Here is a 19,804-nt window from a genome sequence, read left to right on the forward strand (position 1 = left end):
GCGAACCGGAAAACCTCCCTTTATTTCCACCTTTACCGCCTTAGAGCGGCAAAACCGAACAATTATAGGGAGGATTTCCCGCTTATCGCGTCGTTTGAGGCTTGATCGGCTATTTAAAGGGAGAATTTCCCGCTCGGAACCGGAAATGCTTGTTCCTTGCGCGCAATACCGTCCTAAGTCAGTAGCCCATTTCCCGCAAAAGGCGGGACAGCGTGCGCAGCCGCTCCCCGATCAGCTCTCCGTCGTCGTTCAGCGCCTGGCTGAAAAGCTTCACGTCTTCGTCTATCTTGTCGTTGTCCGTGCAAACGGCAACCGTCATCGCATCGCCCTGCAGGCCGATCCGGTCGATGGCCGGCTGCTCGGGATCGTAGAGCTTCGGATAGCGGTACGCCTCGCGGAAGTGCTCCAGGCTTCTCGCTACCAGAATGGCCAGATCGAGAACGCGATGCAGCGGAAGCTCCTCCGACTGCCTCGACCATTTCTCTCCCGTGTAGCGCCACACTTTGGCGGAAATATCGACTTTTCCCCGGTCGTTCCATTGGGCCAATCCGAGCGAAAGACCTTTGGCATCGGAATGGTTCGCGTACCTTCCGTCCACGCTCTCGTAATTTTCCGCCACAATGACGGGCTTGTGCTTCAGCGTCGTCGGTATTTTCATGATCGGCCGCCGGCCTCCTCTTACTCGTTTACTGATTCACTAAATAAAATACGCTACTAATCATAGCCTGCCCCGCAGTAACGAGTCAATCGAACGATCCGACCGCTTCGCGCAGGGACGCCTTCGTTCGCTCTCTCTCCTCCCGTTTCGACATCGGTTTCCCTCTATTTTACAGACGAAGCGGCGTTTCGGAGTTATAATAATAGCAATACGATTTGGCAGCACCGCCAGGAGGTCCGGAATGCCCACTAAGCAAGCCTCATCTTCCCTATCGACCATCCCCGCCTCCTATTCCGCCCGCTGTCTCGAACTGCTGAAGCGGGAAGCGCGCCGTCCCTTGCTCGCGATTGTCGCCCCGCCCGGTTATGGCAAGACGATGCTGCTCGAAGCCTGGAAAGAAGTTCTCGAACCCGGCTGCACGGTCGGCTGGCTGTCGCTGGAACCGGAGGACAACGACATTCGCCGGTGGTTCAAACGGTTGCTCGGAGCGATGCCGTTCCTGGGGGAGGAATGGGCATCCGAGCTTCCCGAGCCGCCGGCTTCCCTGCCGCCGGGACTGCTGGACAAGCTCGCGGCGGCGCTTCGGGAGCGGAATGAAGAGATTCGCTGGATCTTCGACCGTTACGAGGCCATCCGGGAGCCGGCCATCCACGACAGTATCGCTTATTTGATCGAGCGCGCGGGCGCGAACGTGCGCTATTGCATCGCAAGCAGGGAGAGCCTGCCGTTCTCCGACCGGCTACTCCGTCTCTCCCCCGGTCCGTTCACCGTCTCCTTGGATCATCTGAAGCTGAACCTGGCCGAGATCCGGCAGGGGGTTCGAGGCCGCACCGGCTCGCAGCTCCAAGCGGACGATTGGCAATCCCTGCATCAGCTTACGGACGGTTGGCCGCTGGCGGTGGAGCGATTCGCCTCCCTGATGGACGGAATCCGGGCCGAGCCGATGAACGAATCGGCGGCGCTTGCGGCGCTCCCCTCCGAGGTTCGCGGCGTGCTTCTGAACAACGTTTTTTTGCGGCATCCGGAAGAGCTTCAGCGTCTGATGCTGCTTACGTCGGTTCCCGACTTTTTCGACGCGGAGCTGGCGCGGCGGCTGACCGGAGACGCTTCCTGCCATCTCGGCCTCGAACGGCTCTTGCAGACGAATCTGTTCCTGCACCGAAGCAACGACGGCAGGTACCGGTATCATCCGCTGTTCGCCTTTTTCCTGCGCGAGCGGCTGAAGGAAGAAGACAAAAGCGCCCCCTTGACGATGCACGAACGAATCAGCCGCTGGGCCCAGGAGGAGCATTTGCTGGTCGACGCGATACAGCACGCGCTGCTGATCCCGGACTACGAGCGGGCAGCGGAACTGCTGCTGGGCGATATCGCCGCGACCCTGTCGCATTCGCGCTCGACGCTGATTCGTCTGATGGAACAATTTCCCGCTTCCGAGATGAGCGGCCGGCCGTCGCTGGCCATGTTCTATGCTTGGCTGCTGGTCGCCGTTCATCGCATCTCGGCGTCGGAGACGGTGCTGGACCTCGCGGAAGCAGGCATGACGGAGGAAGATTACGCCTTCGCTCCGACCGGAGAGGATCTGCGCGGCTATATCGCGACCATTCGTTCCCGCATTTTGCTGCTTCGCCGGGAAACGGAAAGGGGCCTGCAACTGATGCATGAAGCGGCGGCGCGCTTGAACGGTCCGGGCTATCTCTATAACCATTCCAACACTCTCGAACCGTACGGAAGCTCTTTGCTCAAAAGCAATGTCGGCTATTGGGGAGCGATCGACCAATCCATCGCCATCTACGGGTATGCCGAACCGCTGTGGAACGGCGTCAACCAAGGCTACGGCATTATCCAGACGATTCTCGGAGAGTGCTACTACGAGAGGAACCGGCTGGGCGAAGCGGAGAAATCGCTGCTGGGCGGCAGGCGCATCGGTCTCGATCTGATGGATCCCGGCATCATCATGCCGTCTTCCCTGCTGCTCATCCAATTGAGATGCGCATACGGAGAGCACCAGGCCGCGCAGGTTCTGCTGGACGAGACCCGGAAGCTGCTGGAGAAGAACGCGGAGGAAGAAGGGACGGCCGTTCTGGACGCCTGTCAGGCGCGCCTTCAGATGAGGACGGGACAGCTCCCCCTGGCGAAAAAATGGCTGCGGAACCAGAAGCTCGACCCGGAAGGCGTTCTGGACCTCCGCTGCATGTTCGAGTACCTGACGCTGCTTCGCGCTTTCGTTATACTGGGCCAGCCCAGGCAAGGGATCGCGTTCGGGGAGCGGCTGCTGCAATTCGCCGAATCCTGGTATTTGCACTATTACATCGCGGAAATCCAGCTGCTCCTGTCCGTGCTTTACGATGGGAACGGCAGGGGAAATACGGCGCTTCGCAAGCTCGAAACCGCCCTCGGCATCGGCGCCAAGGAAGGTTACTTTCAGCTTTTTCTCGACGAATGGGACACCGCGGCTTCGCTCTTCGCCAAGTTCGAGAGGCTGGCAAGGACGAGGAGATCCTTATCGCCGGACATTCAAGCTTTCTACGGCCAATTGCTGGAGCTGCGCAGCGAGCAGGAGCTGTTCGTGGATAAGGACCGCTTCGCCCGGAAGAAGCTGACCGGCAAGGAATACAAAGTGCTGCAGCAGATCGTGGCCGGCCGTTCCAACGCCGCCATTGCGGACGAGCTGTCGATTCGGCTGGAAACGGTCAAAACCCACTGCAAGAACATCTACCGCAAGCTCGGACTCAAAAGCCGCAAGGCCGTCCAGCGGCACTACGGGGCGGAAGGCTGAGCGGCTGCTCCGTGCCTTTGTATGCGGGAACCGGGAGGCGTAAGACAGGCCGGGAAACCGGCGTTCGTTTGCCTTTTCGGATGCAGCGCCCAAGGTCCGACCTAGCGATAACCTAACGAATCCAAGCGACGTTATTTCGATGAAAACAACGCTTTGCGAAACGTAACGAACCCAGTGAACCTTATTCGGCAGACAGGCTCCGTTTTCCGGACCGCAAGGGGCAAATAAGATCGCCGTGATTCGTTAAAATGCAAATCGGCCTCTCCGGAGTCGAATAAGAACGTAAAGTTTCGTTACCGGCTGCTGCGTTTCGAGCCCCTCTTCCTGCACCCTTATTTTGGCCTAGCCCCTTTCTCGCGAAAAAAGGACCGCCCGCGAAATGCCGCGGGCAGTCCTTCCCAAGGTGCGGTTCAATCCGAATAAACTTCCGTTCCGTTATCCCCGCGCTTGACCGTATGCGCCACTGTCGCTTCCTCGATCTCGTCGTATGCCCAATGGCTCGGCGGAACGTCCGACCAGGTTTGCTTCGAGACGCCGGTTAAAGGTCCCCTGCCCTCCAGTCGGTTGAACAGAGCGACCGCTTCCGCGCGGGTCAGCACCCGATCGGGACGGAACGCTCCGCTGCCGTCTCCGGTCAGATACCCCGCTTCGGCCGCCGCGGCGATGCCGGCTTCCTGCCGATGACCCTGGGTGTCGGTAAAAGAGGAGGTTTGGCCGTCGGTCGGGAGTTTTTTCCACCTGACGACGATCGCCGCCATGTCCGCCCGGCTCACGCCGGCATCGGGATGGAACAAGCCGTTCGCATCCCCCGTCATCAGGCCCGCTCTGCTTACCGCCGCGACCGCCTCCGCCGCCCAATAGCCGGGCTTGATGTCGGCGAAGCGGCGGTTCGGTTCGGCTTCCGCCGTCTCTTCCATCCGAAGGAATCGATCCAGCATCGCGGCCACTTCGGCCCGAGTCAACGGAGCGTCGGGCCGGAACGTGCCGTCCGAGAAACCCTTCATGTAAGGCAGATGCCGCTGCTCCGGCAGCTTCACGATCGCGAACGTGTCGGAGCTCTCCAGAGGGCTCTCCGCTTCGACGCCCACGGGTTGACCGTCGTCATCGTACTTGATTTTCCCGGCTAACAGTTCGCCCCCGCCGTCTTCATGCTCGACGTAAACGGACAAGGAGGAAAGGAAGGCGGAACGCTCGGCCTCGTCGGACGGCAAGCCGCTCTCCTGCAGCGGGAACAGCAGCCAGGCCGGCAGGGCATCCGCGCCGGTCCCGATGGCCGTCGGGCTTCCGATCCACTGCGCGCTTTGTTCGCCCGCCGCCTCTTTCAGCGCCTCCGACTCGGCGGCACGGCTGATAAAGTTTTGTTGCCGGTCGGCCTCGAGTACGGGCGCCAGCGCGATGCGAAGCTCGTTCCCCTGCCAAGCGGCCAGCGCCGCTCGGGAGAAGGAAAGCGTCGCATTCGCGGCATCGATCTCCACAGACACCGCTTGACTCAAGCGATCCAGAACTTCCTTCGCGAAGCGGACCAACACTCGGTCCGCCGGATCGCCGGGCAGCTCGCCGACGATGACCCGAACCGTATCTTTGCCGTTCGTTCGCGCCAGCTCGACAATGGAATCGGCGGTTTGAAGATCCAGGTCGACCTCATCCGTCCTGGTGCCGTCCGCTTCGACGATTCGGGCAATGGGCGCCTGTTCTCGCAGGGAGGAGTCCGTCCCGGCTTCCACGATCGCCCAGCGTATGGACGGAATCGGGCTGCTTATCGGTCCGGCCGGCTCTGTCGGCGTTTCAGACCATTGCGCATACAATGTCGCGTTGCCGGTAACCGTCACGGTTGCGCCGGCCGCGTAGCTCGTCCCGCTCCCGTCCGCTTCCGTATTCCACCCGGCAAACGTATAGCCGGTCTTCGCCAGCATCCCGGCATCTTTCACCGTCGCGGTCGCACCGGACAGATAGGCGCCGCTATCTGTCGGTGCGCTGCCTTCCGTCGCTCCGTTGCCGTCATACGTTATCGTGTACGTCGGCAGCGTCGTCCACTGCGCATACAGCACGACGTCCGCCGAACCGATCTGCAGCTCAGAGCCGACCATATAACTTGTGCCGCTGCCATCCGCTGAGGCGTTCCATCCGGCGAACGAGTAGCCGGTCTTCGCCAGCGTCCCGGCATCTTTCACCGTCGCGGTCGCACCGGACAGATAGGCGACGCTATCTGTCGGCGCGCTGCCTTTCGTCGCTCCGTTGCCGTCATACGTTATCGTGTACGTCGGCAGCGTCGTCCACTGCGCATACAGCACGACGTCCGCCGAACCGATCGCCAGCGCGGAGCCGGTCGCATAGCTTGAGCCGCTGCCGTCCGCGACCGTATTCCAGCCCGCGAATGCATAGCCCGGCTTCGTTAACGTCCCGGCGTCCTCTACGGTCGCCGAATCGCCCGCGAGATAATCGTTGTTGTCCGTCGGCGCGCTGCCGCTCGCGGCCCCGTTGCCGTCATACGTTATCGTGTACGTCGGCAACGCCGTCCACTGCGCATACAGCATCACGCTTGCATAGCCGATCGGCAGAGCGGAGCCGTCTGTATAGGCTAGCCCGCTGCCGTCCGCTTTGGTGTTCCAGCCTGCGAACGAGTAGCCTCTCCAGGCCAGCGTCCCTGCACCTTGTACCGTCGCGGAATCCCCCGGATAGTACACGCCGCTGTCCGTCGGCGCACTGCCGCCCATCGCTCCGTTGCCGTTGTACTTCACCGTATACCTCAGCAGCGCCGTCCACTTCGCGTACAATACCACGTTCGCCGAGCCGATCGTCAGCCCGGAGCCTTCCGAATAAGTTTGCCCGCTGCCATCCGCTTCGGTGTTCCAGCCCACGAACGAGTACCCTCTCCAGGCCAGCGTCCCGGCCCCTTTTACCGTCGCCGTCGCGCCTGACAAATACGCGCCGCTGTCCGTCGGCACCGTGCCGCTCAAGGCCCCGTTGCCGTTATACGTTACCGTATACGTCGGCAGCGCCGTCCACTGCGCGTACAGCGTCACGCTCGCCGAACCGATCGTCAGCGGCGCCCCCGCCGCATAGCTCGTTCCGCCTCCGCTCGCCGCGGTGTTCCAGCCCGCGAACGCGTAACCGGCCCTGACCAGCGTCCCGGCGTCCTTCACAATCGCCGTCGCGCCTGACAAATACGCGCCGCTGTCCGTCGGCACCGTGCCGCTCAAGGCCCCGTTGCCGTTATACGTTACCGTATATGTCGGCAGCGCCGTCCACTGCGCGTACAGGGTCACGTTCGCCGAGCCGATCGTCAGCGGCGCCCCCGCCGCATAGCTCGTTCCGCCTCCGCCCGCCGCGGTGTTCCAGCCCGCGAACGCATAACCGGCCCTGACCAGCGTCCCGGCCCCTTTCACCGTCGCCGTCGCGCCCGACAGGTACGCGCCGCCATCCGTCGGCGCCGTGCCGCCCGTGGCCCCGTTGCCGTTATACGTTACCGTATATGTCGGCAGCGCCGTCCACTGCGCGTACAGCGTCACGTTCGCCGAACCGATCGTCAGCGGCGCCCCCGCCGCATAGCTCGTTCCGCCTCCGCCCGCCGCGGTGTTCCAACCCGCGAACGCGTAACCGGCCCTGACCAGCGTCCCGGCGTCCTTCACCGTCGCCGTCGCGCCCGACAAATACGCGCCGCTGTCCGTCGGCACCGTGCCGCCCGTGGCCCCATTGCCGTTATACGTCACCGTATACGTCGGAATCGCCGTCCATTGCGCGAACAGCGTCACGTTGCCGTTGACGGTCATGGTTGCGCCCGGCGAGTAGCCCGTCCCGCTTCCGTTCGCCGCCGTGTTCCATCCCGCGAACGTGTAGCCGGTCTTCGTCAGCGAGCCGGCGCTCTGTACCGTTGCCGTATCGCCCGCCGAATAATCGTTATTGTCCGTCGGCAAGCTGCCGCCCGTACTGCCGTTGGCATTATAGGTGACGAAGTAGGCGCTTTTCACATTCGCGACGGTGATATTGTCGAAGTTCAAATTGGAAGGCGCGATTCCGCTCGCGTATTGCCATACGATAACAATCGTAACGACGTTTTTATAATCATAGCGAGCCCCCGAATTGAGCAGCGCCGAGAGTTGAAGCGTGCCGGTCGACAGGGTTATCGTCGACTTTCCGCTGCTATAGTTGCTAAACGAATCAATCGGGTTGCCGCTTTTGTCAAACAATTGGATATTCAAGAAGCTCAGAACTTGCCCGGCGCTGCTGTCAACCGCGCTGATTCCCAAATCCTTGAACGTAAATCCCCGGTTGACATACGTGTTCTCCGCTTTAATCACAAGGTTCCCCAGATCACCCGCGTTTTGCTGATCGGCCGACCATATTTTCGTCCCGCTCCCGTCATGCTCGAAGCCGCTGCTGATCAGAAACTTGTCGCCGACCGTCTTGTATCCGCCGGCGTCCGGTCCGAAAGCCCCGCCGAAATCGTACGTGCCGTCCGCCGTTCCCGTCGTTGCCGCCAAAGCTCCGGACGACATGGCCGGCAAACCGATCGCAACCGCCAGCAGCAGCAGGAACGCCGTTCGGATCCACAAGCCTCCTATCTTCTCTCTCGGCTTCTCTCCCGCTTGCTTCATTCGAATCTCTCCTCTTGAAAATGCCAATCTCCCCGCCTGCGCTCAGGCCGGGGTCGGAACGTCGCCTTCCAGACAGATCATGAAATTCATTGCCACATACGGCTGCATGTTGTTGTGGGGCTGATTGCCCCCGGCCGTCGCAATCGCCTCCGGCGACATTCCGACGTTGGGAACGCCTCCGTACAGCAGCGGCTGCTCAGGCGGTCTGCCGACGGCGGCTCCTTCCGCCCAGAAGCCGTTCGTCGGATCGGTCCAGTCCCCGATCTCGCTCACGGCCATGGCCGTATGGCCGTGGGAAGGGATCTCCGCGATCTGCAGCGCGACCGTCGCTTCTCCGACCGCCTGTCCCGCCTGGCGGGGGGTTAGACCTTCGCCGCTTCCCGCCCCCATCGGCGCCTGCGCCGTCAAGTCGGGCAGCGCAAATTCCGTTTTACCGTCACCGCCGTAGGTGTTGCCGATTACGGCGAACAGCTTCGGGCAATCGTCGACGTTCAGCAGCTGGCCGTTGCATGGCGCCCACCCGTTCGGCACGGTCGAACCTCCGAACGCCCTGATTTCCCCGATAAAAGCATTGGCCATCGCTTAGCCCCCCTCGTCATTCCGGATAATTTCCGGTTGTCGCCATGCAATAAACGAGCGCCAGATAAGGCTGCATGTTCTCATGAGCCTGGCCGCCGCCCGCCTGGCTGATCGCTCCCGGATTCATCGGCGTCAATAACATGGCCTCGGCATACGGGCTGTACGCCTGCGCCCAAGCCGCATTCGCCGGATCGGCCGTTGTCGCCGGATCGGAGGAAGCCGATGCCTGGTGCGTATGCGCAGGCATTTCATTCACCAGCAGCGTATGAGACGCTTCCCCGCCGGAAGTTCCGGGCGTGAAGGCCATTCCGGCATGGATCGGAACCCTCCCCCGCAAATCCGGGAGGGCGAATGTCGTGTGGCCGTCTCCTCCATAGGCGCTGCCGATCACGAAGAAAAGCGCCCGGTTGTCGAGAATTTGGAGCACTTGCCCTTCGCAAGGCGTCCATCCGGACGGGATGCGCACGTAGGGAAACAGGCGAACCTCGCCTAAATACGGGGTACTCATCGAATTCCTCCTTGTCCGGTCACGGGAATAGGCCATCCAGCGAAATAATGAAAGAGATGGGCAAAGAAGGCATGACGTTGTTATGCGGCCATCCGCCTCCCGCGTTCGCCAGCAGCTGCCCGTTCATGGCGACGGGAGCGCCAGCCGATCCGTCCGCATAATTCGGGGAGACCGCCCAGACCGCTCCGCTCGGCGATTGAGCGTTCCCGTTGTACATGGAGGCATAGGGCGGATGAGTATGAGCCGGCAGCTCGTCCGCCAGAAGCGTCACGTTCTCCGTTCCCCCCGAGACGGCAAGTCCCAGCGAATCTTCGGAATCGTCGTAATGGACGGGGACCCGGCCCCGCAGATCGGGCAGAGCGAAAGTTGTGACGCCGTCCCCGCCGTAGAGCGTGCCGATCAGCATGTACAATTCGTAGTTCGTCGAAATGCTCAAAAGCTGCCCTTCGCACAGGGCCCAGCCTTGCGGAGCGAACGTGCCCGCGAACATTCGGATTTCCCCCAAATACGGCGTACTCATGGCCAACACCTCCGCTTGATGAAATCGCACAGCCGCGCTAGCTGCGATTCACCCCCTAATTAATCACACGATTCGCCAAATTTCTATCCCTCTTTTCCATGGGAATTTCCTTTTTCTCTATCCCTCTTTTTTGAAAATTTCTACCTCTTTTAACGGAGTTGACTCTCCCCTTGCAGGAGGCCGTAAGATGGTCCCTACGACGATCCAAGGAGGAGAAAATTCGAATGTCCCGTTCCCTGTCGCTGCTGCGAAACCGTTATGTCGCTTCCATCCTGTTATCCAACGTCTTCTCCCAATTCGGCATCTGGGTCCGCAATCTGGCCGTTCTGCTGGAGGCGATGAAGCGGACGGGAGGCGACGCCTTCGCCGTCTCCATGATCTCCGTCGCCGAATACGCTCCGATCTTCGCGTTCTCGTTCATCGGCGGCGTGTTCGCGGACCGGTGGCGTCCCAAAAAGACGGTCGTCCGGTGCGAGATCTTAAGCGCAATATCGGTGTTTGCCGTTCTCGGAGAGTTCGCGGCCGGCTCCTGGCAGGCCGTGTTCGCCGCCACGCTCGTCTCCTCGATCCTGTCGCAGTTTGCCCAGCCGTCCGGCATGAAGCTGTTCAAGCAGCACGTTCGGGACGAGGACGCGCAAATTTGCATGTCGATGCTGCAAATAATCATGTCCGTCTTTCTGACGGCGGGACCGGTATTGGGCACGTTCGTTTACGGGCAATGGGGCATGAAGCCGGCGCTGCTGTTGACCGGCGCAGCGTTCCTGCTGTCCGCGCTTGCCTTGCGGTTCATTCCGGCGGACCCGGCTATGCGCGAGGCGGCGGAAGCCCCAGTTCGGTCTTCCCTGCTGAGCGATATGGCGGACGGCCTTCGCTATGTATGGAGGAAGCCGGATCTTCTTCGTCTGAGTCTCTGCTTTGCGCTGGTCGGATTCGGAGTCGGGCTGATCTCGCCGCTCGGGATGTTCGTCGTGACGGAACGATTGGGGTTGTCTACGGAAAACCTGCCGTGGATTACGGTTCCTTACGGAGTGGGAGAGATGATCGGGGGAATGGCGACGTTCTTGCTGGCCGCCAAAGTCGCACCCGCAAGGCTGCTCGCGCTCGGCCTGCTCGTCAACGGGGCCGGCATTCTCGTCACCGGCCGGTCTGCCGTATTGTGGCTGACGATGGCCGCACAGTTCGTCCTGGCGTTCCTGCAGCCGGCCATCTTCATCGGCAACAACGCGCTCGTCATGCGGCAGACGGATCCGGCGTACATCGGCCGGGTAACCGGCATCCGCACGCCGCTCATGACCGGCGCCATGCTTCTGTCCATGGGCTGCGCCGGCATTCTGAAGGACGCGCTCTCGCTGACCGGCGTCTATGCGCTGGCCTGCGCCTGCTTCTGGGCCGGATGGCTGGCGGTCGTACCGCCGCTGCGCCCGGCGGATTCGCGGGGAGAGACCCGGTAGGAGGTCTCTCCGCCGCTTGCGCTCATCCGTTCGGCTGATGGGCGAGTATGTTGACCAGCTTGCCGAACGGATCCCGCACGAAGAAGCGCCGAACGCCCCACGGCTCGTCCGCGGGACCGTACTCGACCGGGAATCCGGCCTGCTTCATCCGCTCCAGCGCGGCATCCGCGTCGTCGACTTCGACGGACAAGTCCGGCGTCGGCGTGCCGGAGCCGCCCTCCGAGGCGAAGCTGATCTGCACGCCCATCCGTTCCTCGCTGCCGTACGTGTTGATCCATCCGTGGTCCATCAGCAGCTCGAGGCCGAGAACGTCTCCGTAAAAACGCCGGGCGTCGGCCACGCGGTCCGTCTCGATATTGGCGACGATTCTTTTGACTTTCACGTTTTCCCCTCCCTTCTCTATCAGGTATAACATACGCCGGCACGCGAAAAAAAGCGGATCTTGCGGGCCGCCCCTCGCCCGTAAGATCCGCGTCCTTTTTTCACCCGTTCATAAGCCGTTCCTGCTCCGTCAGGTGCGATCGCAGCTTGTGCACATACTCCGGCGCGTCCAAAGGATCGGCGACGATCATCTCAATGATGCTAAGCCGATGCGCCTGCTCCCGCTCGGCGGCCGAGATCGCCTCGTCCAGCTCGCGGTTCGTCCTTGCCTGCGCCGTAAAAGCTTGTCCGCCGAACGCCTCGGCCAGCAGCGTGTACCGCCAGGAAGGAATTTGATTGTACGCCTGGCCGGACGTCTTGACGTTCAGATACTTCTCGATCGTGTAGCCGTCGTTGTTCAGAATGAACACGATCGGCCGGCAGCCGTTCGCCAGCATCGAGCTGATCTCTTGAACCGTCAATTGCAGCGAGCCGTCTCCGACGAACAGCAGCACCCGCCGGTCCGGGGCCGCCATGCAAGCGCCGAACGCCGCGCCCGTCGCATAGCCGATGCTTTGCCAGCCCTGCTGGCCGATGTAATCGGCCCCCGCCGGCAGACGAAGCTGTGCCATGCCGTAAGAGAAAGTGCCCGTCTCGACCACCACGATATCCCGTTCCCTCAGCATGCGCTGAAAGCGCGGATAATACGAGGCCGCGCAGACCGGCTGATCCGGCTCCCCGAACGGCGCGTCGTACGGGAACGTGACGGAAGGCGGAACGGCTGCGCTGCGCCAGCCGATTCCGGACAAAGCGGAGAGAAGGTCATCCGCCATGACAGATTCGAACAGCGCCTCCCCGACCCGCACCGATTCCGGCTGAATGTCGATCAGGCGCAGCCGATCGAGCTTAGACGTGTAGTTGGCCGTATTGAGGTCCGTCCAGACGAGGCCTGCCGCCACGATGCAGCCGGCGCTCTCGACGGCGCTCCGCACCTGCTCGCTCCCGAACGCTCCGCCGTATAGGCCGATGTAGTTCGGATGCGATTCGTCGAACCCGCTTTTGCCGAGCAGAAGCGAAGCCGCCGGCACGTTCCAGCCTTCGGCCAAGCGGCGCGCCGCTTGCCTCCAGCCGAAGCGAAGCGTCATCAGGTCCGCCAGCAGCACGGCCGAATCCGCGCCGCCGAGCAGCCCGCGAATCGCCGCCAGCGCGGCCTGCAGCGCGTTCGGATTCGTCATGGCGGGCTGTTCCGCCGGCTGGGCATGCCGGACGATCGGCTTGTCGACCAGATCGGTCGCCGCCGACAAGTAGACCGGTTTGCGCATCCGCTTGGCGATGCGGATGGCCGCCGGAATTTCCAGCTCCGCGTTCTCGGGCGTCAGATCGGCCGTATAGGCGCAGAGTTGTCCGTACATGCGCCGGAACCGCCCGTAATCGCCATCGAGCAGCGAATGATGCATCCGCTTATGAGCCTTCTGGTCGGCCGACTTCGGCGTCCCCACGATATGGATAAGCGGAACGGACTCGGCGCTCGCGCCGGCTACGGCGTTGCAGGCGCTCAGCTCGCCGACGCCGAACGTCGTGATGAGCGCCGACATTCCCCTAAGCCGTCCGTACGCGTCCGCCGCGTACCCCGCCCCGAGCTCGTTGCGCCCGCCGACGAAGCGGATACCCGATTCCCTCTCCAGCGTATCCAGCAGGCTGAAGTTGTAATCTCCCGGAATCCCGAAGACGTCCGTGATCCCTTCTTTTTTCAAGCAATCGTACAGGAACTGTCCAAGCGTCGGGGCGATCGCCCCCGCGGCATACCGGTCTTGGGCCGGCCGGTTCGTAATCAGTGTCATCGTTGGAAAACCTCCTCGGCGCAAACGCGCCATGAATTGCCGCCGCTTCTAGATTGCCCCGCCGAGCTCCTCTGGCATTCCCGTCCCGTCACCAACGTCCGGCTAGGCGAATATCCTGGATCAAACGACGAAAATGGAGGAAACCGCGTGATTCCGACTTATCCGTATTACAGTCAGATGACCCAATGCAAGCAAGTGCCGATTACGTTCCCGCCCCAGCACCAGAACCGGCAGCCGGGTCTGGAATACTTGATGAATCCCGTACCGATCTCGGATAATCCCGAATACCGGGGAAGCGGCAAGCTGGCCGGCAAAGTCGCGATCATCACGGGCGGAGACAGCGGCATCGGCCGCGCCGTCTCGATCGCCTTCGCCAAGGAAGGCGCCGACGTGGCGATCGTTTACTTGTACGAACGCGAAGACGCGATGGCGACCGCGGAGATGGTGGCCGCATACGGACGGCAATGCCTGCCGATCGAAGGCGATCTGCGGCGCCCGGCCTTCTCGGCCGAAGTCGTTCATAGAACACTTACCCACTTCGGAAAAATCGACACGCTGGTCCTGAATCAGGGCGTCCAGTTCCCGCAAACCAGCATCCTCGACATTTCCGACGAACAGCTGGAGAACACGTACCGCACGAACATTTTCCCGCACTTCTATATGACCAAAGCGGCGCTTCCCCATCTTTGTCCGGGCAGCACGATCATCAGCACCGCGTCCGTCACCGCTTATGCCGGCGCTCCGCTTCTCGTCGACTATTCCTCGACCAAGGGCGCCATCGTCTCGTTCACCCGTTCGCTGTCGCTGCAATTGGTGGACAAGGGAATCCGGGTCAATGCGGTCGCGCCGGGACCGATCTGGACGCCGCTCATCGTCTCCAGCTATTCCGCCGAATACGTGAAGACGTTCGGACTGGAGACTCCGATGAAGCGGGCCGGGCAGCCGTTCGAGCTGGCCCCGACCTACGTGTATTTGGCTTCGGACGATTCTTCGTTCGTTACCGGCCAGGTGCTGCACGTCAACGGCGGAATCATGACGGAGACCTAAGCGCGTCTCCGTCGTCTCCTGCCGCGAACCGGAAAGTTGTCATCAAAACGTTAAAAGAGTCACATTTCCATCCTGTAAGCATTTTCCGCCTTGCGCTATACTGGCGTTGCACCGGCAACACCAAATCCGCAAAGGAGGAATCGGTTATGGGTGGAAGGTTCAAAACCGCTTTACAGGCGATCCTGACGGCGGTCCTGGCGTTCTCCGTTCTGCTGATCCCGCTCGGTCGGGAGGCGAACGCGAAATCGCTGGCTTCGAACGCGTCCGACGATGCCTGGATGTGGGGAACGACGTTTATGGGCAGCTCGACGACCGGCCTGAATGTCTACGGCGCGCAGGACAAGAAAGCGTATCTGAAGTTTACAGTGAGCGGAGCGGGCACGATCACTGACGCCATTCTGAAAGTCAAATGCGTGACGGGAGGAACGGCGACGGTCGGCGCTTATGCAGGCACCGGCAACAATTCGTGGACGGAATCGAACCTGGCCTGGAACAACCGGCCCGACGTCGGCAGCCTGCTGGATTCCAAAAGCACGACCTTCGTGGCGGGAACGGTCTACTCCTTCCATGTGGGCTCGCTCTTGTCCGCCAACGGAACGTATTCGATCATCCTAAAATCGACCTCCGGAGACGAAGTCGTCTTCTCCTCCAAAGAAGGCTCGAGCGCGCCGCAGCTCATCGTCTCCGACGGCACGACGCCGGTCTCCTCCGAAGGCCCGAGTCTCGCCGGGTACACCTTGTATCGAGACTACTCGTTCGGCACTTCCCGGAACGTGAACAGCCTGACTTCGCTTGCGAATTCGTTCAACGCCTACGGCATCGCCGGCACGACGGTCATTAACCACGAGTGGCAGCGATACCAGCCGATCAACGCGAACAACCACGTTCTGACCGCGAACACGTTGGATTTGACGGCGCTGGCCAATCTCGGCGGCGTCTATGACGGGGGCATCAGCAGCGGCCAGATCGCGACGAAGGAGACGTTCTATCCGTCCGACGGCAAGACGTACATCTTCCAGCTGCGCGCCAAAATTCCGAACGGGACCGGCACTTGGCCCGCTTTCTGGCTGTACTCCCCCGGCGGAACGGGAACGACCGCTTCGGAGATCGATATCTTCGAGTTCTTCAACTCCCCGACGCAGAATCAATACGATTGGACGGGGTACGACCACGGCTCCGGCGTCGGCGACAACTACTACAACATTATGACGAACCAGTGGGTATGGCATCCGGGGACCGACTTCTCCGCCGATTACCATCTGTACACGCTCGTCTGGAAAGAAGGAGAAATTCAGAAGTGGGTGGACGGCACGCTGGTCAAAGGGACGAACTTCAACTGGTTCGGACCGGCGCCGCAGGTTCTCATCGATCTCGCGATAGGCGGCGATCCCAATTCCAACCCGACGACGAGCACATTTCCGGCTAAGTTCAGCCTCGATTACTTCCGGGTTTACGTGAAAAATTAATCTCAGGCAGCGTGAAAAACGCCTTCGGCGCAGGTGGCGCCGAAGGCGTTTTTTTCAGGCGATAGTTAAGGCAACGCCGGCCGACATCCGGAGCCGCGGTTACGAGTTCCCGCGTCCCGGCCGTTGTCCCGGCGACTCCTTCAGAAATTCAAGATGCGCAAAGCCCCAGCTGCACATGTCGGTCAGCAGGGAACCGAGCGTCCGGCCGTGCTCGGACAGCGAATATTCGACCCGCGGCGGAACCTCCGGGTAGACCTTCCGGTCGATCAGGCCGTCCTGCTCCAGCTCCCGCAGCTGCGCGGCGAGCATCCCCTGCTTCACCTCCGGGATCAGACGCCGCAGCTCCCCGAACCGCTTCGTCCCTTCCTGCAGCAGAATAAACAGAATGAACGGCTTCCACTTGCCGCCGATCGCCCTTAGAATCGCCAAAATTCCTTGCGTCTCCGCCGAATCGCTTCTTCTCTCGTTCATTCCCGTCTCCTCCCGCCGGTTCCGCCGTCTCTTCCTATTCCGGTAATATAACATTCGTCCCGCTCCGTGAACAGGGCGGCTTCTTGGCCCATGGTACGAAAAACCGGACTAAGTCGGGAAAAAATGCGTACTTTTCAACATTCGGCCGCGCCGCCATAATGGCTTCACGGAGGGGATTCAAGATGAACATAACGTTAACGGGCAAAACGGCCATCGTGACGGGAGCAAGCCGCGGCATCGGATTGGCGACGGTCAGGGCGCTCGCCGAAGCGGGGGCGAACGTGGCGGCGGCCGCGAGACAATTATCGGACGGGCTTAGCGAATTGGCCGTTTCGCACGGCGTGCTTCCCGTCATCGCCAATACGGCGACGGAGGAAGGCGCGCGGCAGGCGGCCGAAGCGGCGGCTTCCCGGTTCGGAAGGCTCGACATTCTGGTCAACAACATCGGGGCGACCGACCCCAGAGGGGGAGCCGGCTTCCTGGCGCTGGCGGATTCCGAGTGGGCGGAGATGCTCGACGTCAACTTGATGAGCGTCGTGCGGATGACCCGCGCCGCCTTGCCCCTGCTGACCGAGCGGGGCGGCTCGATCGTCAGCGTGTCTTCCATGAACGCCAAGCTGCCGAATCCTTACATTATTTCTTACAGCGCCGCCAAAGCCGCCGTCACCAATCTGTCCCGCAATCTGGCCGAAGAATTCGCGAGCCGGGGCGTGCGGATCAACACGGTGGCCCCGGGCCCGACTCGAACGGACATGTGGGCGGGCCGGCTTCCCGATGGAGAAGAGAACATTCGGGAGTTCGCCAAGGATCGCGGCATCTCGCTCGGCCGGTTCGCCGAACCGGAAGAAGTCGCCGACCTGATCGTCTTCCTGTCTTCCGACCGGGCGGCGATGATTACGGGGGCGGATTACATCATCGACGGAGGACTGGTCAAGACGGTCCATTGATTTGCGCATAGTCTTCTCGATCCGAGTGACGGGGGCCGGCTTCCCGGCTTTCCGACCCGGATGGGAGTCCGTCCCGGCTTAATGCGATTCCGCCGCTTCGCTTTTGCGGAGAACGGTCGACGGCAGCTTGCGGAGCCACTCGACGTCATTCTTAATGGAAGAATAAGCGTGGCCGGTGAGCAGCCGCACCGCTTCTTTCTTGTCCTCGGGAATCGTTTTCTCCGGACGGTTCTCGGATTGGACGACTTCGGTTTTGCGAATATAACCTTTCTTCTGAAGCACGTCGAACTGGTAAATACAGCGTTCCGTCGTTGATCGTAACGGTATTGTCCAATGGCTTGAGAACCATTTAATTAAAGCAATACAAGTGGACCATGAAGTCAAAGAAGTCGCCCCTGCCAAAAAAAAACCGCAGCCGCTTGTCTTTCCAGGCGACTGGCCGCGACGAGCCGGCTCATGCGCCAGGTCGTCGAGCTTGCGCGGGGGACGCTCGGCGAGAAACGGGGACTTGCCGTTCTTCTCCTTAACTGGTACTCCCACTCCCACGATCCGCGCTCCTGCGATAAACGCCCGCCTTCCTCCTTCAACAAGTCCCCTTTATGATGGACACATTCCCACAGTCGAAGGAGGAATTCCCCTTGAAAGCAGCCATTTTGCATCAACCAGGCACTCGGTTGGAGATCGCCGACGTCCCGACTCCGCAGCTAAAGCCCTCCAGCATCCGCGTCCGCGTTCTGGCGACGCCGATTCTCTCGTTTACGCATATGGTCGTCGGAGGGCAATTTCCGTTCCCGCTGCCCGTCCCGTATACGCCGGGACTGTGCGCGATCGGGACCGTGGAAGAGGTCGCGGGCGACGTGACCGGACTGCGGGCCGGACAGAAAGTGTTCTGCAGCCCCCTGATCGCAGACCGCAACAACGCCGATGCTCCGGAGAGGATTCTCAAAGGCTGGATCGGGATGACGCCGAACTGCGGCCATCTCTTGGAGCAATGGAAAGAAGGGACGTTCGCCGAGCAGACGGTCTATCCGATCGAAAGCGTCACTCCGATCGACGATTTGGGCGGCTATGCCGACGAACAGCTCGCCTGCATGTACTATTCCTGCATCGCTTACGGTGCGTTTCTCCGGGGTGACTTTCGGGCGGGTCAATCCGTCGTCGTGACGGGAGCGACCGGCAACCTGGGGACGGCCTCCGTTCTCGTTGCCTTGGCTCTCGGAGCGGACAAGATTTATGCCGTCGGCCGCAACGCCGGGGTCTTGCAATCGCTGGCTTCGCTCGATCCGCGGCGGATTGTCGCCGTGCCGCTTCCGGGCGCCGAAGAGGAATATGCCGCGACGCTCGCCCAAGAAGTCGAAGAAGCGGATCTTCTCGTGGACGCCGTGGGCATCGTGAACAGCTCCGCGCTGCTGGAAGCCGGCATGTCGCGGCTGAAGCAGCGGGGGACGGCCGTCTTTCTCGGCGGCGTAATCGCGCCGGTACCGGTGTCCTACTTGAACGCGATCGTCAAGGAACTCGACATCAAGGGCTCGTCCATGTACCCGCGGGAAGCGCCGGCGCAAGTGGCGCGGATGATCCGGTCCGGGCTTCTGAGGCTGGACGCGTTCCGCCCCGTTGCGTACCCGCTCTCGCGGATCGAAGAAGCGATCGCCTACGCATCCCGGTGCCGCGGGCTCGAATACTGCGTCTTGAAGCCATGACCGAGGCTTCGTCGATGGATGGAAAAGTCGTGCTGGTCACGGGAGCGACGGACGGCATCGGCAAAAAGACAGCAACTGATCTGGCCCGGCTGGGCGCTACGGTTCTTCTGCACGGACGCAACCCCGATAAATGCGAGGCGGTACGGAAGGAAATCGCGCGGCGAACCGGCAATGACCGGCTTCGCCGCTATGTGGCGGATTTTTCCTCCCTGTCGGAAGTGCGACGCTTGGCTGAGGAATTGGCTGCTCAAGAGGAACGGCTCGACGTGCTGATCAACAACGCCGGCATCGGGTCGGGCAAGCTGAGCGACAAGCGCCGAGCGCTAAGCCCGGACGGTTACGAGCTGCGGATGGCCGTCAATTATTTGGCACCGTTTCTGCTGACCCTTCTGCTGCTGCCCATCCTGCGATCTTCCGCGTCCGCCCGCATCGTGAATGTCGCTTCTATCGGCCAGTCGCGGATCGGGCTGGACAACTTTATGTTGGAACGCGGTTACGATCCGTTCGACGCATACAAGCGAAGCAAGCTGGCGCTCGTTGCGTTCACGTTCGAGCTGGCCGAGCGGCTGATGGCGGACCGGATTGCTGTCAACTGCCTCCATCCCGGTTCCCTGCTCAATACGAAGATGGTCCGCGAGAGCATTCCGATCGGATTCGGCAGCGTTCAATCGGGCGCGGACTGCGTCGTCCGGCTGGCGACCGCTCCCGAGCTTGCTGACGAGACGGGAAAGTATTACGACAAGAAACGCGAATCAAGCGCCGATCCTCAGGCTTACGATCGCGACTTCCGGAAGCGGCTGTGGCAATTGAGCGAGCGGCTGACCGGCCTCGCGGAGTCCTGATTTTCGGGAATGGACCGCCGGCACGATCGCGTTCTATAATAGG

16 protein-coding genes are annotated in these 19,804 nt (G+C 61.5%); 7 read left to right on the forward strand and 9 right to left on the reverse strand.

Annotation, left to right across the window (positions count from 1 at the left end; genetic code table 11):
• Nucleotides 1-178: 178 nt before the first annotated feature.
• A complete protein-coding gene (locus H7C18_RS30495; RefSeq protein ID WP_185132908.1) occupies nucleotides 179-658 on the reverse strand; it encodes a DUF6530 family protein in 480 nt (159 codons plus the stop codon).
• A 241-nt stretch (nucleotides 659-899) separates the two neighbouring features.
• Between H7C18_RS30495 and H7C18_RS30500 the strand changes: the two genes are divergently transcribed.
• Nucleotides 900-3,434 (forward strand): winged helix-turn-helix domain-containing protein, encoded by a 2,535-nt coding sequence (locus tag H7C18_RS30500; RefSeq protein WP_185132909.1) that lies wholly within the window; start codon nucleotides 900-902, stop codon nucleotides 3,432-3,434.
• Between the two features lie 410 nt (nucleotides 3,435-3,844).
• On the opposite strand, the gene H7C18_RS30505 is transcribed toward H7C18_RS30500, so the two are convergent.
• From H7C18_RS30505 to H7C18_RS30520, 4 genes are read right to left on the reverse strand one after another with little or no spacing between them, the layout of a single operon-like run.
• On the reverse strand, nucleotides 3,845-8,029 hold the full coding sequence (locus H7C18_RS30505; protein WP_185132910.1) for an InlB B-repeat-containing protein: 4,185 nt from the start codon (nucleotides 8,027-8,029) through the stop codon (nucleotides 3,845-3,847).
• Nucleotides 8,030-8,071: 42 nt separating this feature from the next.
• Entirely contained in the window at nucleotides 8,072-8,608 is a 537-nt protein-coding gene (locus H7C18_RS30510) for a phage tail protein (protein WP_185132911.1), read from the reverse strand.
• A gap of 16 nt (nucleotides 8,609-8,624) precedes the next feature.
• Nucleotides 8,625-9,116, reverse strand: a complete 492-nt coding sequence (locus tag H7C18_RS30515) for a phage tail protein (protein ID WP_185132912.1) — start codon at nucleotides 9,114-9,116, stop codon at nucleotides 8,625-8,627.
• 19 nt (nucleotides 9,117-9,135) lie between these two features.
• Complete coding sequence (locus H7C18_RS30520; protein ID WP_185132913.1) at nucleotides 9,136-9,636, reverse strand: phage tail protein; 501 nt, start codon at nucleotides 9,634-9,636, stop codon at nucleotides 9,136-9,138.
• 224 nt (nucleotides 9,637-9,860) lie between these two features.
• Here H7C18_RS30520 and H7C18_RS30525 point away from each other — a divergent pair, with 224 nt between their 5' ends.
• Entirely contained in the window at nucleotides 9,861-11,087 is a 1,227-nt protein-coding gene (locus tag H7C18_RS30525) for an MFS transporter (protein ID WP_185132914.1), read from the forward strand.
• A gap of 22 nt (nucleotides 11,088-11,109) precedes the next feature.
• Here H7C18_RS30525 and H7C18_RS30530 read toward each other — a convergent pair whose 3' ends face one another.
• Nucleotides 11,110-11,469, reverse strand: coding sequence for a VOC family protein (locus tag H7C18_RS30530; protein ID WP_185132915.1), 360 nt, complete (start codon nucleotides 11,467-11,469; stop codon nucleotides 11,110-11,112).
• Between the two features lie 100 nt (nucleotides 11,470-11,569).
• Nucleotides 11,570-13,288 carry an alpha-keto acid decarboxylase family protein gene (locus H7C18_RS30535; RefSeq protein WP_185132916.1) on the reverse strand — a complete coding sequence of 573 codons (1,719 nt, stop codon included), beginning with the start codon at nucleotides 13,286-13,288 and terminating at the stop codon, nucleotides 11,570-11,572.
• Nucleotides 13,289-13,435: 147 nt separating this feature from the next.
• Between H7C18_RS30535 and H7C18_RS30540 the strand changes: the two genes are divergently transcribed.
• Together H7C18_RS30540 and H7C18_RS30545 are read left to right on the forward strand one after the other, a co-directional pair.
• Nucleotides 13,436-14,335 carry an SDR family oxidoreductase gene (locus tag H7C18_RS30540; protein ID WP_185132917.1) on the forward strand — a complete coding sequence of 300 codons (900 nt, stop codon included), beginning with the start codon at nucleotides 13,436-13,438 and terminating at the stop codon, nucleotides 14,333-14,335.
• Nucleotides 14,336-14,481: 146 nt separating this feature from the next.
• Nucleotides 14,482-15,801 carry a glycoside hydrolase family 16 protein gene (locus tag H7C18_RS30545; protein ID WP_185132918.1) on the forward strand — a complete coding sequence of 440 codons (1,320 nt, stop codon included), beginning with the start codon at nucleotides 14,482-14,484 and terminating at the stop codon, nucleotides 15,799-15,801.
• Between the two features lie 99 nt (nucleotides 15,802-15,900).
• Here the strand turns inward: H7C18_RS30545 and H7C18_RS30550 are convergent, their stop codons facing one another.
• On the reverse strand, nucleotides 15,901-16,272 hold the full coding sequence (locus H7C18_RS30550) for a winged helix-turn-helix transcriptional regulator (protein ID WP_185132919.1): 372 nt from the start codon (nucleotides 16,270-16,272) through the stop codon (nucleotides 15,901-15,903).
• 182 nt (nucleotides 16,273-16,454) lie between these two features.
• Between H7C18_RS30550 and H7C18_RS30555 the strand changes: the two genes are divergently transcribed.
• Nucleotides 16,455-17,219, forward strand: coding sequence for an SDR family NAD(P)-dependent oxidoreductase (locus H7C18_RS30555; protein WP_185132920.1), 765 nt, complete (start codon nucleotides 16,455-16,457; stop codon nucleotides 17,217-17,219).
• Between the two features lie 78 nt (nucleotides 17,220-17,297).
• Here the strand turns inward: H7C18_RS30555 and H7C18_RS30560 are convergent, their stop codons facing one another.
• A complete protein-coding gene (locus H7C18_RS30560; protein WP_185132921.1) occupies nucleotides 17,298-17,765 on the reverse strand; it encodes a hypothetical protein in 468 nt (155 codons plus the stop codon).
• A gap of 92 nt (nucleotides 17,766-17,857) precedes the next feature.
• On the opposite strand from H7C18_RS30560, the gene H7C18_RS30565 reads away from it, so the two are divergent.
• The gene (locus tag H7C18_RS30565; protein ID WP_185132922.1) at nucleotides 17,858-18,919 is read left to right on the forward strand and encodes a quinone oxidoreductase family protein; all 1,062 of its coding nucleotides are present in this window, start codon (nucleotides 17,858-17,860) and stop codon (nucleotides 18,917-18,919) included.
• Between the two features lie 14 nt (nucleotides 18,920-18,933).
• Nucleotides 18,934-19,761 carry an SDR family NAD(P)-dependent oxidoreductase gene (locus H7C18_RS30570; RefSeq protein WP_185132923.1) on the forward strand — a complete coding sequence of 276 codons (828 nt, stop codon included), beginning with the start codon at nucleotides 18,934-18,936 and terminating at the stop codon, nucleotides 19,759-19,761.
• Nucleotides 19,762-19,804: the final 43 nt, after the last annotated feature.

The sequence above is a fragment of the Cohnella zeiphila genome (assembly GCF_014212055.1).
In the GTDB taxonomy this organism is placed as follows: domain Bacteria; phylum Bacillota; class Bacilli; order Paenibacillales; family Paenibacillaceae; genus Cohnella; species Cohnella zeiphila.

What these genes read in the sequence shown, in the direction of transcription:
- H7C18_RS30495 (WP_185132908.1), bottom strand. Translation starts at nt 658, where the DNA reads ATGAAAATACCGACGACGCTGAAGCACAAGCCCGTCATTGTGGCGGAA.
- H7C18_RS30500 (WP_185132909.1), top strand. Translation starts at nt 900, where the DNA reads ATGCCCACTAAGCAAGCCTCATCTTCCCTATCGACCATCCCCGCCTCC.
- H7C18_RS30505 (WP_185132910.1), bottom strand. Translation starts at nt 8,029, where the DNA reads ATGAAGCAAGCGGGAGAGAAGCCGAGAGAGAAGATAGGAGGCTTGTGG.
- H7C18_RS30510 (WP_185132911.1), bottom strand. Translation starts at nt 8,608, where the DNA reads ATGGCCAATGCTTTTATCGGGGAAATCAGGGCGTTCGGAGGTTCGACC.
- H7C18_RS30515 (WP_185132912.1), bottom strand. Translation starts at nt 9,116, where the DNA reads ATGAGTACCCCGTATTTAGGCGAGGTTCGCCTGTTTCCCTACGTGCGC.
- H7C18_RS30520 (WP_185132913.1), bottom strand. Translation starts at nt 9,636, where the DNA reads ATGAGTACGCCGTATTTGGGGGAAATCCGAATGTTCGCGGGCACGTTC.
- H7C18_RS30525 (WP_185132914.1), top strand. Translation starts at nt 9,861, where the DNA reads ATGTCCCGTTCCCTGTCGCTGCTGCGAAACCGTTATGTCGCTTCCATC.
- H7C18_RS30535 (WP_185132916.1), bottom strand. Translation starts at nt 13,288, where the DNA reads ATGACACTGATTACGAACCGGCCGGCCCAAGACCGGTATGCCGCGGGG.
- H7C18_RS30545 (WP_185132918.1), top strand. Translation starts at nt 14,482, where the DNA reads ATGGGTGGAAGGTTCAAAACCGCTTTACAGGCGATCCTGACGGCGGTC.
- H7C18_RS30550 (WP_185132919.1), bottom strand. Translation starts at nt 16,272, where the DNA reads ATGAACGAGAGAAGAAGCGATTCGGCGGAGACGCAAGGAATTTTGGCG.
- H7C18_RS30555 (WP_185132920.1), top strand. Translation starts at nt 16,455, where the DNA reads ATGAACATAACGTTAACGGGCAAAACGGCCATCGTGACGGGAGCAAGC.
- H7C18_RS30570 (WP_185132923.1), top strand. Translation starts at nt 18,934, where the DNA reads ATGGATGGAAAAGTCGTGCTGGTCACGGGAGCGACGGACGGCATCGGC.